This window comes from Maribacter sp. UH1, assembly GCF_056839145.1.
In genome coordinates this window covers 3,251,408-3,266,117 of sequence record NZ_CM166387.1, presented here as the reverse complement: position 1 = coordinate 3,266,117, position 14,710 = coordinate 3,251,408, and the positions used below count along the sequence as shown (strand labels likewise).

Genomic DNA, 14,710 nt, shown 5'->3' with positions numbered 1-14,710 from the left:
TATATTTAACAGATAACAACTTAAAACTAAGGTTTTACAACTAAATATTGTGGTTTTATCACTATTTAAGTTTATTTGATATGTAGAATTCCCCTACAAGCTTACAATGAAGCAAAAAATAGTCTTATTTATTTTATTTGTGATGGTTTCCATAACTGGCTTTTCCCAGTTGAGTGACCTTCATTATTTACCACCATTAAAACAAGGAGGAAATAATCAGGCTGTAACCCAACAGAGTATTTATTTATCTACCCCAGAAACTACCGCATTTACGGTAAATGTTTACCAAGGTACATCTACTACCTTATATAGTACTGCGTCTATTTCTAAAACTACACCGCAAGAAATTGCACTGGCAAATGGCGACAATAATATAACCATGATGAACAACGCCAATACCGGTATTGTTCTTACCAGTGGAGGTTTAAGATTAGAAGCTCCAGGGGGAGAAAAATTCTATGTTAATTATAGGGGACGATCTGGATCCCAAGCCACTTCCTTGACCAGTAAGGGAAGACAAGCAATGGGTACACATTTTAAATGGGGAGGAACACCAAATAAAGGAACTCAAACCAGTTTAACTAATTCATTGGGTATAATGGCAACAGAAGATGGTACTACGGTAACGCTTTCAGGTTATGACCCAGATTGTGAATTTAGATTAGGAGCCGACCGAGATGGAATTCTAGACGATAGCTATACTATAAATTTAGATGCAAATGAATCTTTTGTATTTGAAGCATATGTTGCTGAAACGCCTGCCAATGCAGATGGTTGGTTAGGAGCCGATGTCATTTCCAACAACCCGATCGTTATTAGTAATGGTGGTCTAAATACAGGTGCAAGAGTAGGTTACTCAGGTAGAGATGCGGCAATTGATCAACCTGTACCCCAAAACAAACTTGGTAAAGAATACGTATTTATAAGAGGTAACGGTACAAGTGAAACAGAAATACCTATTATTATAGGTACACAAAACGGAACAGCAATTTATGTGAATGGTTCTACCACGCCAATAGCAACCATTAACGATGGTGATTATTTTGAGATACCTGAGAGTAATTACTCTGTTTCTTCAGCTGGCGGAAATATGTATGTTACCACCTCTAAAGATGCGTATGCCTATCAATTAATGGCAGGTGCAAGTGCTATTTATACACAAGGGCTAAACTTTATTGCTCCCGTAAACTGTTTGTTACCAGATACGGTAGATAATATTACACATATAGAAGATGCAGCCGGGATTACAATGACAGGCGGCGTAACTTTAATTGCCTCGACCTCAACACCAGATGCCAATATTACAGTTGAGGATGGCAGCGGTCCGGTAACCCTCCCCGCCTCTTCTGCAGTAGCAGGTACCACTTTATGGAAAACATACTATGTCCCAAATTTAACAGGAGATGTTACGGTAGAATCAACAGGTCCTATAGCCGTAGGTTTCATAGGATTTAGTGGCGCAAGAGGTATTGCCGGCTATTTTTCAGGTTTTGATACTGTACCAGAGGTTGACCTTCAAGTTACAGGAGGTGGATGTCTGCCAACCGCTGAGGTAGAAGTTATAGATCCTAATTTTGATGATTACCAATGGTTTGAAAACGGTTTATTAATTGCAGGGGCAAATAGTCCTACTTACACACCAACCCAAGCAGGCGATTATTATGTACGAGTTACCAAAGGTGGTTGTACTTATGATTCGCAACCATTAACGGCATACTATTGTGATCCAGATGTAGTAATTAAAAAAGTAGCAGACCAAAATACGGTTAACGATGGCGAAACAGTAATCTTCACCATTACGGTAGAAAGTTATGGCATAAATTCAGTTTCTAATCTTGTCATTACAGATGTTTTACCTGACGGTATTACATTAATATCATCCTCAGTTTCAAAAGGGAGTTTTTCTTATCCGGATTGGTCCGTAGGTGGTATGGATAGCGGAGATCTAGAAACCTTGACCTTAGTAACACGAGCAAATTTACCAGATGTAAACACATCAACAGCCACATACACCAATAATATTAGTAATTCTCAAGATCAAACCGATACTAACATTACTACCGATGACCCATCTGAGACAATAACCGTGAATTTTAATACCCCTACAACAGTCATCACTAACAGAAGAATTACCTTCAGAGCAACAGCAAATTAATTTCTTTTGTAACATTCCGTCTAGTTTATCGTCAAGTATACGTAACCAATCAAAAAACACTTGACGTGAGTACTATTCTAACAGTCAATCATCTTACCAAAAAATTCGGGCACCTTACTGCAGTAAAAGATTTATCGTTTACTATAGAGAAAGGCAATGTATACGGTATTCTTGGACCTAACGGTAGCGGCAAATCAACTACTCTGGGCATTGTATTAAACGTAGTCAATAAAACTAGCGGAGAATTCGCGTGGTTTGGTGGAGATACCTCAACACATGAGGCTTTAAAAAAAGTAGGTGCAATTATTGAGCGCCCAAACTTCTATCCCTACATGACCGCTTTACAAAACTTAAAATTAGTTTGTAAAATTAAAGACGTTACTGAAGATAAAATTGAGGAAAAGCTAGATTTAGTAGGATTACTAGATAGAAAAAATAGCAAATTCAGAACTTTTTCTCTAGGGATGAAACAGCGTTTGGCTATTGCCTCTGCCCTACTGAACGATCCCGAAATCTTGATCTTAGATGAACCGACAAATGGTTTAGATCCCCAAGGAATTCATCAAATCAGGGAAATTATAAAGACCATTGCCGCTAAAGGAACAACAATTCTTTTAGCATCTCATTTATTGGATGAGGTTGAAAAAGTATGCTCTCATGTGGTCATCTTAAGAAAAGGAGAAAAATTATACTCTGGTAGAGTTGATAGTTTACAAGTTAGTTTCGGCTTTTTCGAATTAAAATCTGACGACTTAGAAAAATTGACATCATATTTGAGCACTAATGATCATTTTGGAAGTATAAAACAAGAAAATGGTTTGGTTACGGCAATCTTAACTTCAGAACTAGATGCACAATCATTGAACAAAATACTTTTTGACAAAGGTATTATCGTATCTCATTTAGTAAAACGAAAAGAAAGTTTAGAAGAGCAATTTCTTGCCTTAACTAAAAACGCTAACGCCTAACACACTACCATCATGATACGATTACTTCAAATAGAATTCATAAAACTTTGGAACAACAGGGCTAGCAAGGTGTTGATTATTTCATACTTCGCGCTTTTAACCTCTATAGCATTGGTAGCGGCCATTAAATTTGATATAGGTCCCATACAGTTTCATTTAGCAGATCAAGGCATTTTCAACTTTCCGTACATCTGGCATTTTAATACATTTATTACAGCATTTTTTAAACTGTTCTTAGCCATTGTAATTGTTTCGATGATGTCTAATGAATACAGTAATAAAACAATAAAACAGAATTTAATTGACGGACTCTCAAAAAAAGAATTCATCCTTTCAAAATTCTTGACGGTGATTACCTTTTCACTAGTTTCAACCATATTCGTTTTTATAGTTTCTTTGATTTTGGGGCTAGTTTACTCTGATTTTAATGAATTATCCATCATTTTTACAGATTTAGAGTTCCTTTTAGCCTTTTTTGTAAAACTAACTGGTTTCTTCTCTTTTTGTCTTTTCCTAGGTGTTTTAGTAAAACGCTCGGCATTTGCACTTGGATTTCTAATATTATGGCAAGTTTTGGAAGGTATATTTAGAGGAATTATTAGATGGAAGTTTTTTGATAATGAAACTACAGATACCATCATGGGCTTTTTTCCTTTACAGGCTATGTTCAATCTTATCAAAGAACCATTTTCTAGATTAGGTGCCGTACAATCCGTAGCCAATCAAATGGGAGAAAAGCTTGCATTGGACTATTATATTCATTGGTATGAAATTGTGATTGTTCTAGCTTGGATAGCCATCTTCATATATGGTTCTTATGCAATTCTTAAAAGACGTGACCTTTAATTCATCTCAAGTACCAGGGCTGTTAAAGCTATTTAACAAGATTCAAAAAGTGTAGATTTTCAATTTGTAGTATATTGTATTGTTAACGAATATGCTATGAAAAAGAAATGGGACTATAGAATACCCCAAATATTGGCTGCGCCAATATTTTTTATAGTCCTGTTATTTGGTATTTTTAAAATATCGGCACAAGAATGTCCGTCATTAATAAGCCCTGCCGATGGTACCACATTAGTTCCCGTAAATGCCTCTATTAGTTGGGAAGCTGTTACAGGAGTTCCCGGTTACATTATTTCTCTAGGAACCACCACTGGAGGCAATGACATTTTGAACGAAAGAAATGTAGGTTCGGCTACCAGTTATACTCCACCAACAGGTTTACCAGAAAGCACAGAAATATTCATAACCATAACCTTATTCTTTTTCAATCAGCCAAATATAGTTTGCGATAGTCAAAGTTTTACGACAGCTGCTTTGAGTGAAGTACCGGAATGTGTGCCATCTACTTTTCCTGCAAATGATGCCATAGACATTAATACAACTACCAACATCTCATGGAATGCAGCACCGGGTGCTACTGGATATTATTTATCAATAGGAACCACATTAAACGGAAGTGAAATTTTAACGAGTACAGATGTTGAAAATTCTCTTAACTACAATCCAGCTGCAGATTTACCCGCGGAAACAGAAATCTATATCACGTTAATTCCATATAACAGAATTGGCTTGGCATCAGATTGTAGCTCTATTATGTTTATCACTTCACCAGAAGCTGTTCTACCCACATGTACCACTATGATTTCTCCTATTGACGGAGAAACAAATGTACCACTGAGTCCTACACTTGAGTGGAACGCTGTACCAGATGCAACAGGTTACAGAGTATCTATAGGCACATCACCTTTTGAAACCAATATTCTAAATGACGCCATTTTTTTCAGGACATCTACGGTAATCATTGATTTTGAACCCAACCGCACATTCTTTATTTCCATTTACCCTTTTAACGAAGCAGGTGAAGCCATTGGTTGTACTCAAGAAACTTTTTCTACAGCACTTGGTTGCGGACCCTACTTTGACCCCGAAAGCGGAGAACTACTCGTTTTAAATCCCGAATTATCCTTCCCTGATTCCGTGTCTATCTGCATTGACAACGAATTTAATATTATAACCGCAACAGATGAAGCAGACGGGTACAGGTGGTTTCAGTTAGATGAAAGAGGAAATGAGACTTTACTCTCTACCTCTGCAGAAGTATCCATAAGCGAAGAGGGTGAATATCTTTATGAAGCCTATGTGAACATTGAAGATTCCGGAACATTGTTTGAATGTGCTTCTTCAAAAATATTTAAAGTAAAAACATCACAAGTACCGGAAATAGATGAAGTAAAAGTGCAATTAAGTGCCAATTCACTCAACTATGAAGTTATTACAACGACAAATGGTAATTATGAATACGCGATAGATAATATAGAAGGACCTTATCAAGACACCAATCGTTTTACAAATATCTCATTAGAGAACCATACAATATTTGTTCGAGACAAAGGAGGATGTGGAATCACCAAAAAACTAGTTCAGCAAGATTTAACCGTAAACGGTTTCCCGTCATTCTTTACTCCCAATGGAGATGGAATTAATGACTATTGGCAATTTATTCCACCAGTTGAAACAGTTGAAAGCAATGTATCGGTAATCTTTATATTTGATAAATTCGGCGCACTACTAGCACAAATAGTACCTAATACAGATGGTTGGAATGGAAATTTAAATGGTAAGCAACTACCTGAATCTGAATACTGGTTTAAAGCTATCTTAGATGAAAATAAAATTTTTAAAGGACATTTTAGTTTAAAACGATAGTTGCAACTAAACTTCTAATCGAGTCCATTTAAATCGTGCTTCTTTCGTAATTTTATAGCATGAAATTTAAAGTAGTATCAGACTTCAAACCCACTGGGGATCAACCAAATGCCATTAAAGAATTGGTAAAAGGTATAAATGAGAAGGAAAAATATCAGACATTATTAGGTGTTACCGGTTCTGGTAAAACATTTACGGTAGCCAATGTTATCGAAGAAGTACAAAAGCCAACGCTATTATTGGCGCACAACAAAACCCTGGCAGCCCAGTTATATTCAGAGTTTAAACAATTTTTCCCTGATAATGCAGTGGAATATTTTGTATCCTACTACGACTATTACCAACCTGAGGCGTTTATACCAACAAGCGGAGTGTACATTGAAAAAGATCTTTCAATAAATGAAGATATTGAGAAATTACGTCTAAGTACTACTTCTTCCCTACTTTCAGGCAGAAGAGATGTCATCGTTATTGCATCCGTATCCTGCCTATATGGTATTGGTAATCCTATTGAATTTCAAAAAAATGTAATCTCCATTAAAAAAGATCAGGTTATAGCTAGAACAAAGCTGATGCAACAATTGGTGCAATCGTTATATTCTAGAACCATGGCAGATTTTAAAAATGGAAATTTCAGAGTAAAAGGCGATGTAGTAGACGTTTTTCCTAGCTATGCGGACCATGCTTATAGAATTCACTTCTTTGGTGATGAGATAGAGGAAATTGAAGCATTTGACCCATTTAACAACAACATTATAGAGGTATATGAGAATCTGAATATTTACCCTGCTAACATGTTTGTAACCTCTAAAGATGTATTGCAAAACGCCATACATAACATTCAAGATGATTTAGTAAAGCAAATAGACTACTTCAAAGATATTGCGAAGCCGCTTGAAGCTAAGAGATTAGAAGAACGTACCAATTTTGATTTAGAAATGATACGTGAGCTTGGGTACTGCTCAGGTATTGAAAATTACTCCAGATATTTAGACGGTCGTGAACCAGGCACCAGGCCTTTCTGTTTATTAGATTACTTTCCTGATGATTACTTAATGGTGATTGATGAAAGTCACGTAACCATACCACAAGTGCATGCTATGTATGGTGGTGACCGTTCTAGAAAAGTAAATTTGGTAGATTATGGTTTTCGCTTACCTGCAGCAATGGACAATAGACCATTAAAATTTGAAGAGTTTGAAGCATTACAAAATCAGGTTTTATATGTAAGTGCAACACCTGCAGATTATGAATTACAATTAAGTCAAGGTGTATATGTTGAGCAAGTAATTAGACCAACAGGACTTTTAGATCCTATAATCGAGGTAAGACCAAGCTTAAACCAAATTGATGATTTAGTAGAAGAAATTCAAATTCGTGTTGAGAAAGATGAGCGGACTTTAGTGACCACTTTGACAAAAAGGATGGCAGAAGAGTTGGCTAAATATATGGACAGAATTAATATTAGATGTAGATATATTCATAGTGATGTTGACACTTTAGAGCGTGTAGAAATCATGCAAGATTTACGAAAGGGAATTTTTGATGTGCTCATTGGAGTGAATTTATTACGTGAAGGATTAGACTTACCAGAGGTTTCTTTAGTGGTAATTTTAGATGCCGACAAAGAAGGTTTTTTACGTAGTAATAGATCATTAACACAGACCGTTGGTAGAGCTGCCAGAAACCTAAATGGACTTGCAATTATGTATGCAGATAAGATAACTGCAAGCATGCAAAAAACAATTGACGAAACAAATTACAGAAGGCAAAAACAGATACAATATAATACTGATAATAACGTAACGCCAACTGCCTTGAACAAAAGTTTGGACAGTGTGCTTTCTAAAAATTCCGTCTCCACATATCACTTCATAAAAGAGGAGTTGAGAGCTGCCGAACCAGACATGGATTACCTTACAAAAGAACAAATAGAAAAGCTCATAAAAGACAAAAGAAAAGCGATGGAAAAAGCTGCAAAAGAATTAGATTTTATGCAAGCAGCGAAATTACGAGACGAAATAAAGTCATTACAAGAGCAAGAATAAGCTAAGAGTAGGAAATTTTACAAAAATTGAATTTAGATATATTTAAACTTTACTTAAAATCACATAAAACACTGGATTATAATTAATTAGATATAATTTTTAGACAAGACTAAATCTTATTTACTCTAACTAAAATGGATTTTAAGAGTGTTTTTTAGCTGTTTTTCATTAAATCATAAAACAACTATAGTTGCTCTATCCCTAAAATTCCTTAGCAAGAAACAAAGCTTGTAAAAAGAAAAAATATACTAGCGTACATTACGAATTTACGTTAAATTTTTGAACAATAAAATTGGCAGTTCCAGCCCAACAATAAGGGTTCAGTTTTAAAGCTCAAAAATCGATTTACAGAACTAGAAAAACTCCTTTTCAAGAATTATTAAAAGGAGTTATTTATAGCTTTATCCTACAAATTAAAATCCTATATTTTCAATTATAAAAATACCGATTTAAGGATAAAATAACGCAAATATTCATCCCTAGAAAAAGCCTCATATGAGTTAATGGAACAATTATATCAATGAGCAATTCAGTTCAATTTCAACACGAAATATGAACATGAAAAACGAATAAAAAAGATAACAAAAAAGTGCTTTGATTTCTCAAAGCACTTCAACTAAACAACTCAAACCAACCTAAAAAAAACCTAATAACTAAAACTTACTTTAACTCAATCATTCTTTTTGGCTTTGGCAAAGCCTCTTCTTTTTTAGGAAGATTAAATTTCAAAATTCCACCTTCGTACGTCGCTTCAATTTTATCTGTTGCAACAGTTTCAGGTAAGGTAAAAGCCCTTTTAAATGATGAGATACTAAACTCTTTTCTTGTAAAGTTTTCTTTAACCTCTTCACTCTCTTCTTTAATTTCTGCAGAGATTGTTAAAACAGAATCATCAATTTCAATTTTAAAATCATCTTTCACCCTACCAGGTACAAAAAGCTCTAATTCAAAATCTTTCTCATTTTCTTTTATGTTCACAGCGGGTACAGATGAACGTGAATTCTCAGTACCACCAAACCAGTCTGGTCTAAATATCTCATTCATTAATGCTGGGAACAAAACGTCATTTCTCTTAGTTAAACTCATAATCGTATCTTTTTAAATAAATTAATTTTAATAGTCGATTTGAATAGAACAAATTATATACCAACACATTTTATATGTCATTTTGACATTAATTTAAAACATAAATATGTCATTATGGCATTTTTATATGATATGAGCATGTAATTTTAGTATATCAGCCATTTTACCGAACTAACAATCGCTAGATTTATGGCAGACTTATTAAAATGGACAGACTAACCAATTTTATTGACCACATTAAATCTAGAATTGCTTTTTTTCCCACTATAATCTCCTTGGGTGGATTGCTAACAGCTTGTTTCATGATTTACTTGGAACAACAAGATATTTCAGCACATATCATGGAAGTTGCTCCAGCTTTGGTTATTGATGATACGGATACAGCTAAAACAATTCTAAGCACTCTTATAGGTGGTTTAATTTCATTGACCGTATTTAGTTTTTCAATGGTAATGGTATTATTAAATCAAGCTTCCAGTAATTTTTCACCAAGAGTATTACCAGGTATTGTATCAGATCAAAAACACCAAATTGTATTAGGTCTCTATATCGGCACAATTCTATATAATATTTTCATATTTATTTCTATAGAGCCCACTAAAGACAACTATCAAACGCCAGGTTTCTCAGTACTACTGGGAATCATTCTAGTGGTAGTTTGTTTAGCTGCTTTTATATATTTCATTCATCATATCTCACAAGCTATACAGGTAGGCAACATATTGACCGCAATTCATTCCAGAACAAAATCTGAAATAAAGTCAATTGTAAAAGACCAAGAAAAAATATCATTGGAATTTCCTAATCAAGAACATTGGGAAGCATATGAAATTACCGAAACCGGATATTTTCACGGTATTATAGAAGACGACTTAATACAGTTATGTAAAGATCACCAAACAAAAGTTGTAGTTCAACTTCATAAAGGTCAATTCATATTAAATGGAACCATTGGCTTTACATCTGAAAACCCTTTAGATAATGATTTAAAAGATAAGATAAAGAACACATTACTCTTTAGCCACGAAGAATTAATAGGTAAAAATTACATTTATGGATTTAGACAAATCTCAGAAATTGGGGTGAAAGCTATGTCTCCGGGAATAAACGACCCTGGAACGGCTTTAAACACTATTGACTACCTTACCTCGCTTTTTATGGATTTAATGCATAAGGCGGACTTTGAATACCTTGCCGATGATGACGGAAATGGAGAAAATTGGGTACTTATTAGAAGTTCTAAATTTTCAGAAGTGTTATTCAATGTAATGGCAACATACAGACTTTATTGCAAGCATGATATTACGGTTATGAGAAAACTTATGCACATGCTAAAGACACTTACAAACCACGTAATAAATTCTAATCAACTTGAAATAATAGAAGCGGAAGTCAATGAATTAAAAACAGATGCTGATAACAACATCCAAAACAAAAGAGATCGTAGTATATTAAATTCTGATTTTATCTCTTGGTCTTAATTGTAGTGTGATTTAAAAATTGAGATTAATACTTCTGGCGGCACAACTTTATTAGGGTATTTATGCATTATAGCAAGTACCTGTTGTATTGCACCTGGTGGCAAACCCATCTTTAAACCGATATCGTAAATTCTTTTGACTTCAATTATATCTTGTTTATCATCTACGTTCATTAATAACACCAATCTATGAAATTGCAAAAGTCGTTCTGATTGAGATTTGGGTATTACATGCTCAACATTAGCAGTAAATAGACTATCAAAGGTTTTTTTGCTTACTTCTAATTGCTGGGCAACCGAAAATAGAAAGTCATATTCTGATTCTTTTACCTCGTTATTGACTTTGGCAAAAGAAATCATTTCTGATAAAATACTCAATTTTTCTTTAATAGTAGGCATATTCTTACGTAACAAATTGATATTCAGCTGCTACATATTTTTAACGTAAAAGTCAGCTGTTTTATTACATTGAAAAAAATCCAGAGACGACAGCTGATGAATTTTTAAAAAATTACTTTGAAAAATAACTTTTAATAATGTGCTCACCTTGCGAAAAATCATCACAAAAATGAATATCATACAAAAAATTTCTAATCACCTTTTGTGGTAAACCTAAAGATATTCCTTGCCTGTAAGATGCTCTTATCCATTTATAATAACTTTTACATAGATTTTTATCACGCAAAGCAGTTTTGTAGAACTTTAAGACCCTACTTTCCTTGGAAACAGGAAGAATAAAAATTTCTTCTTCTTCAATATAGGAATCAACAACATCTTGATCTAACCCCAATTGTTGACTAACACAGCATATAAAATCATATTCTATTTCATCTAAACCGTTATTGACCATTGAGGACTGGATCATGCCAGATATAATTTTTAATTTCACATTTTCTTCCCCCATAATCTTGAATTATTAGATAGACATTATGAATAATTTTTAATTAAAGGTTTCTATATTTTAATTTAAAAAAAAATACAACCAATATGTATTTTATTGGAAACAACCCTAGTCCTTAATAAATAAAATTGGAATATAGCAGTTAAACAATTTGCCACTAACCAACCAATTACAAGTATAACCCACAATTAAAATAGATTTAAAATTTTTCAAACCTTATAGCAAATCTACAATTTGAAGGTTATTTCCTACAAATATAACATTGAAAAACTGTAAATATTATATTTTACAGCATACTTCTGAGAAAAATAATTCTAAATTGAAATTTAATATTACTATATAGCTATAGCGAGTGAAATAGTAATAGCGATGCATGAACATTGTCTATTAATAGCATACACTAACCAACAGGTCATATTTTTATAATAACTTGCAGTCCTTAAATTTGTGGTATGACAAATAATGATATATTTAAAAAACTAAGAGTAGCCTTAAAATTCCGTGATGACCAAATCGTTGATATTTTACAGCTTGTAGATTTTAAAATTTCTAAAAGTGAATTAGGTGCATTCTTTAGAAATGAAGACCACCCTAACTATATGGAATGTGGTGATCAAGTGTTGCGTAACTTTTTAAATGGATTGGTTCTTCATCTGCGTGGAACAAAGGATGCCCCTAAAATACCTGGAGAAGTGCTATTGGCTATGTCAACCAGCACCAAAAGACCGGCTCAAAAAAATAATGAAAGAAAAAACTTTAAAACAAAGCAAATGAGCAAGGTAGATAATTCCATTAGCTCTGTAAAGTATAAAAACAAGAAAAAATCTTAATACACCTCTGTGTATTAAGATTTTTTATGGCATAATTAAACAATTAAGCCTCTATTCGTACAGGAATGGTATACACTTTACCTTCCTCTACATCTGCCAAATTAACTTTCTTATAGTTTAATTTAGCTTTGACAAAACTTTCCATTTTATCAAATTCAGAATTCACAGATAGCACAACGATTTCCCCATCTGCATTCAAAGTAAATCGAACCTGGGCTGTTAAATCATCATGTTCTTCAGAGAAATTATTCTCCGTTAACATTTTGGAAATCTGTGTTGAAAGATTTGCAGAAGGGTTTTCACCTTTTACATCGTTCGCTAATACATTACCTGTTGCAAGTAGCATTGCAGCTACGACTACTAAACTTAATTTTCTCATGACTTTTTGTTTTTTACCTCAGTTTTTCTGAAGCATGATTAATAATTGATTGATGATGAATTACTAAAAAGACGACTACAAATTAAGATTGTTACAATTTTTTCTCATTTTAACATCTTCTTAATAGCAATTCCTCAATTATACACCCCAAATTTAAAAATACAAGTCATGCAAAAAACATGATTTTATAGTCTTAACTATTATTTCATTTCGATAACATAAAATATAGATTTGCTTCTTTTATAATTACGATTACTTAAAACAGGACACACAATAAATACCTAATACCCAAATATTTTTATATTTAATCACAAAAAAAAAGAACGCTAAGTAAGCGTTCTTTATAAAATGGTAAGTAGTAATTCTTCTAGTCGGCTATTTCAATTGGAATAACGTAAACTAAATCTGTATTACCTGGCTCAAGATTTTTAAAATCTATACCGTTCTTCAAGAATTCTTTTAAATGACTGTTGCTAGATTCAATTGATAATAACCTGTACATACCATCTTCCGCAACGGCGATTTTAATTTCAGCTTTAGCACCTCTTATCTGATTTGGTATATCCTCATCGGCTAACATTTCATGAATTTGAGCAGTTATCCATTTTGTTCCTTTATCCTCATTAGACTCCTTATCATGAGCCGTAACAGTTCCAATCCCAAATGTTAAAAATGCGATTAAAATAATTTTGACTTTTTTCATACTATATATATTAAAGGTTCGAAATTACACGCATATATTGCGTATACCACAAAATAAAACAATTAAAATATCAATATGATAATTTTAACATCTATTTAATATTATATTAATAAAATATGCAGATTTCAACACTATAATCTACACATTCAATAATAGCAAGATATGTGTAGCTCCAAAAAAAAGACCACTCCAATTGGAGTGGTCTTTAAAATATATTAAAAGTAAATTGGGGTTTTAAGCCAATACTTCTTTTACTTTATCTGCAGCTTCTTGGAACTGTACAGCAGATTGTACTGCAAGTCCAGAATTGTCAATAATCTCTTTTGCCAGTTCAGCGTTAGTACCTTGTAATCTTACAATAATCGGCACTTTCATTGAATCGCCCATATTCTTGTAAGCATCAACAACACCTTGTGCAACACGATCACAACGAACGATACCACCGAATATGTTGATTAGAATTGCCTTTACGTTAGGATCTTTTAATATAATTCTAAACGCCTCTTCAACTCTTTTAGCATCTGCCGTACCACCCACATCTAAGAAGTTAGCTGGTTCACCACCTGCCATCTTAATTAAATCCATAGTTGCCATAGCAAGACCTGCACCGTTAACCATACAACCAACGTTACCGTCAAGGTCTACATAGTTAAGTCCAACTTCTCTTGCTTCAACTTCAATAGCGTTCTCTTCTCTAAGATCACGCATTTCAGCATATTGCTTTCTACGGTATAGTGCATTATCATCAATTGAAACCTTAGCATCAACAGCCATGATCAAATCATCGGATGTTTTTAATACAGGGTTAATTTCAAACATATTAGAATCACTTTCTACATATGCTTTATATAATGATGCAACGAATTTTGTCATTTCTTTGAACGCAGTACCTGAAAGTCCTAAGTTAAAAGCAATCTTTCTTGCTTGAAAACCTAACAAACCTGTAGCTGGATCAATTTCTTCTGTAAAGATTAAATGCGGAGTGCTTTCTGCAACTTCTTCAATGTCCATACCACCTTCTGTAGAATACATAATCATATTCTTACCAGTAGCTCTGTTCAATACAACAGACATATAGAATTCACTAGTTTCGCTTTCGCCTGGGTAGTAAACATCTTCGGCAACCAATACTTGGTGTACTTTTTTACCTTCCGCAGAAGTTTGCGGTGTAATTAAGTTCATACCAATAATCTGGTTTGCTATCTCTTCTACCTCTTTTAGGTTTTTGGCTAATTTTACACCACCACCTTTACCACGACCACCTGCGTGTACTTGCGCTTTAATAACGTGCCATCCCGTTCCGGTTTCAGCAGTTAATTGCTTTGCAGCCTCAACAGCCTCTTTTGCATTCTGGGCAACAATTCCTCTTTGGATGCGCACCCCAAAACTTGCTAATATCTCTTTTCCTTGATATTCGTGAAGGTTCATATATATGGTGAATTTTATTT

13 protein-coding genes are annotated in these 14,710 nt (G+C 33.8%); 7 read left to right on the top strand and 6 right to left on the bottom strand.

Annotated features, from left to right (window positions below; all coding sequences use genetic code 11):
* Positions 1–106: 106 nt before the first annotated feature.
* The 5 genes from UH1x_RS14220 to uvrB all read left to right on the top strand — a co-directional run bounded on the left by UH1x_RS14220 (position 107) and on the right by uvrB (position 7,883).
* Positions 107–2,155, top strand: coding sequence for a DUF11 domain-containing protein (locus UH1x_RS14220; RefSeq protein ID WP_482622448.1), 2,049 nt, complete (start codon positions 107–109; stop codon positions 2,153–2,155).
* A gap of 65 nt (positions 2,156–2,220) precedes the next feature.
* Positions 2,221–3,123, top strand: a complete 903-nt coding sequence (locus UH1x_RS14215) for an ABC transporter ATP-binding protein (protein WP_482622446.1) — start codon at positions 2,221–2,223, stop codon at positions 3,121–3,123.
* A gap of 12 nt (positions 3,124–3,135) precedes the next feature.
* Positions 3,136–3,969 (top strand): ABC transporter permease, encoded by an 834-nt coding sequence (locus tag UH1x_RS14210; protein ID WP_482622445.1) that lies wholly within the window; start codon positions 3,136–3,138, stop codon positions 3,967–3,969.
* 96 nt (positions 3,970–4,065) lie between these two features.
* Positions 4,066–5,835, top strand: coding sequence for a T9SS type B sorting domain-containing protein (locus tag UH1x_RS14205; protein WP_482622443.1), 1,770 nt, complete (start codon positions 4,066–4,068; stop codon positions 5,833–5,835).
* Positions 5,836–5,894: 59 nt separating this feature from the next.
* Positions 5,895–7,883 carry an excinuclease ABC subunit UvrB gene (gene uvrB, locus UH1x_RS14200; protein ID WP_482622441.1) on the top strand — a complete coding sequence of 663 codons (1,989 nt, stop codon included), beginning with the start codon at positions 5,895–5,897 and terminating at the stop codon, positions 7,881–7,883.
* A 660-nt stretch (positions 7,884–8,543) separates the two neighbouring features.
* Here the strand turns inward: uvrB and UH1x_RS14195 are convergent.
* Entirely contained in the window at positions 8,544–8,969 is a 426-nt protein-coding gene (locus UH1x_RS14195; protein ID WP_482622440.1) for an Hsp20/alpha crystallin family protein, read from the bottom strand.
* Between the two features lie 206 nt (positions 8,970–9,175).
* Here UH1x_RS14195 and UH1x_RS14190 point away from each other — a divergent pair, with 206 nt between their 5' ends.
* The gene (locus tag UH1x_RS14190; RefSeq protein WP_482622438.1) at positions 9,176–10,450 is read left to right on the top strand and encodes a DUF2254 domain-containing protein; all 1,275 of its coding nucleotides are present in this window, start codon (positions 9,176–9,178) and stop codon (positions 10,448–10,450) included.
* Here the strand turns inward: UH1x_RS14190 and UH1x_RS14185 are convergent.
* The gene (locus tag UH1x_RS14185) at positions 10,447–10,848 is read right to left on the bottom strand and encodes a TerB family tellurite resistance protein (protein ID WP_482622437.1); all 402 of its coding nucleotides are present in this window, start codon (positions 10,846–10,848) and stop codon (positions 10,447–10,449) included. The two genes, UH1x_RS14190 and UH1x_RS14185, sit on opposite strands and share 4 nt — an antisense overlap.
* Positions 10,849–10,960: 112 nt before the next feature.
* On the bottom strand, positions 10,961–11,353 hold the full coding sequence (locus tag UH1x_RS14180) for a hypothetical protein (protein WP_482622435.1): 393 nt from the start codon (positions 11,351–11,353) through the stop codon (positions 10,961–10,963).
* A gap of 449 nt (positions 11,354–11,802) precedes the next feature.
* Between UH1x_RS14180 and UH1x_RS14175 the strand changes: the two genes are divergently transcribed.
* Positions 11,803–12,180 (top strand): DUF1456 family protein, encoded by a 378-nt coding sequence (locus tag UH1x_RS14175; protein ID WP_482622433.1) that lies wholly within the window; start codon positions 11,803–11,805, stop codon positions 12,178–12,180.
* A gap of 43 nt (positions 12,181–12,223) precedes the next feature.
* Here UH1x_RS14175 and UH1x_RS14170 read toward each other — a convergent pair whose 3' ends face one another.
* From UH1x_RS14170 to sucC, 3 genes are all read right to left on the bottom strand, one after another.
* Positions 12,224–12,559 carry a hypothetical protein gene (locus UH1x_RS14170; RefSeq protein ID WP_482622432.1) on the bottom strand — a complete coding sequence of 112 codons (336 nt, stop codon included), beginning with the start codon at positions 12,557–12,559 and terminating at the stop codon, positions 12,224–12,226.
* 367 nt (positions 12,560–12,926) lie between these two features.
* A complete protein-coding gene (locus UH1x_RS14165) occupies positions 12,927–13,262 on the bottom strand; it encodes a hypothetical protein (RefSeq protein ID WP_482622430.1) in 336 nt (111 codons plus the stop codon).
* Between the two features lie 234 nt (positions 13,263–13,496).
* The gene (sucC, locus tag UH1x_RS14160; RefSeq protein ID WP_036152884.1) at positions 13,497–14,690 is read right to left on the bottom strand and encodes an ADP-forming succinate--CoA ligase subunit beta; all 1,194 of its coding nucleotides are present in this window, start codon (positions 14,688–14,690) and stop codon (positions 13,497–13,499) included.
* Positions 14,691–14,710: the final 20 nt, after the last annotated feature.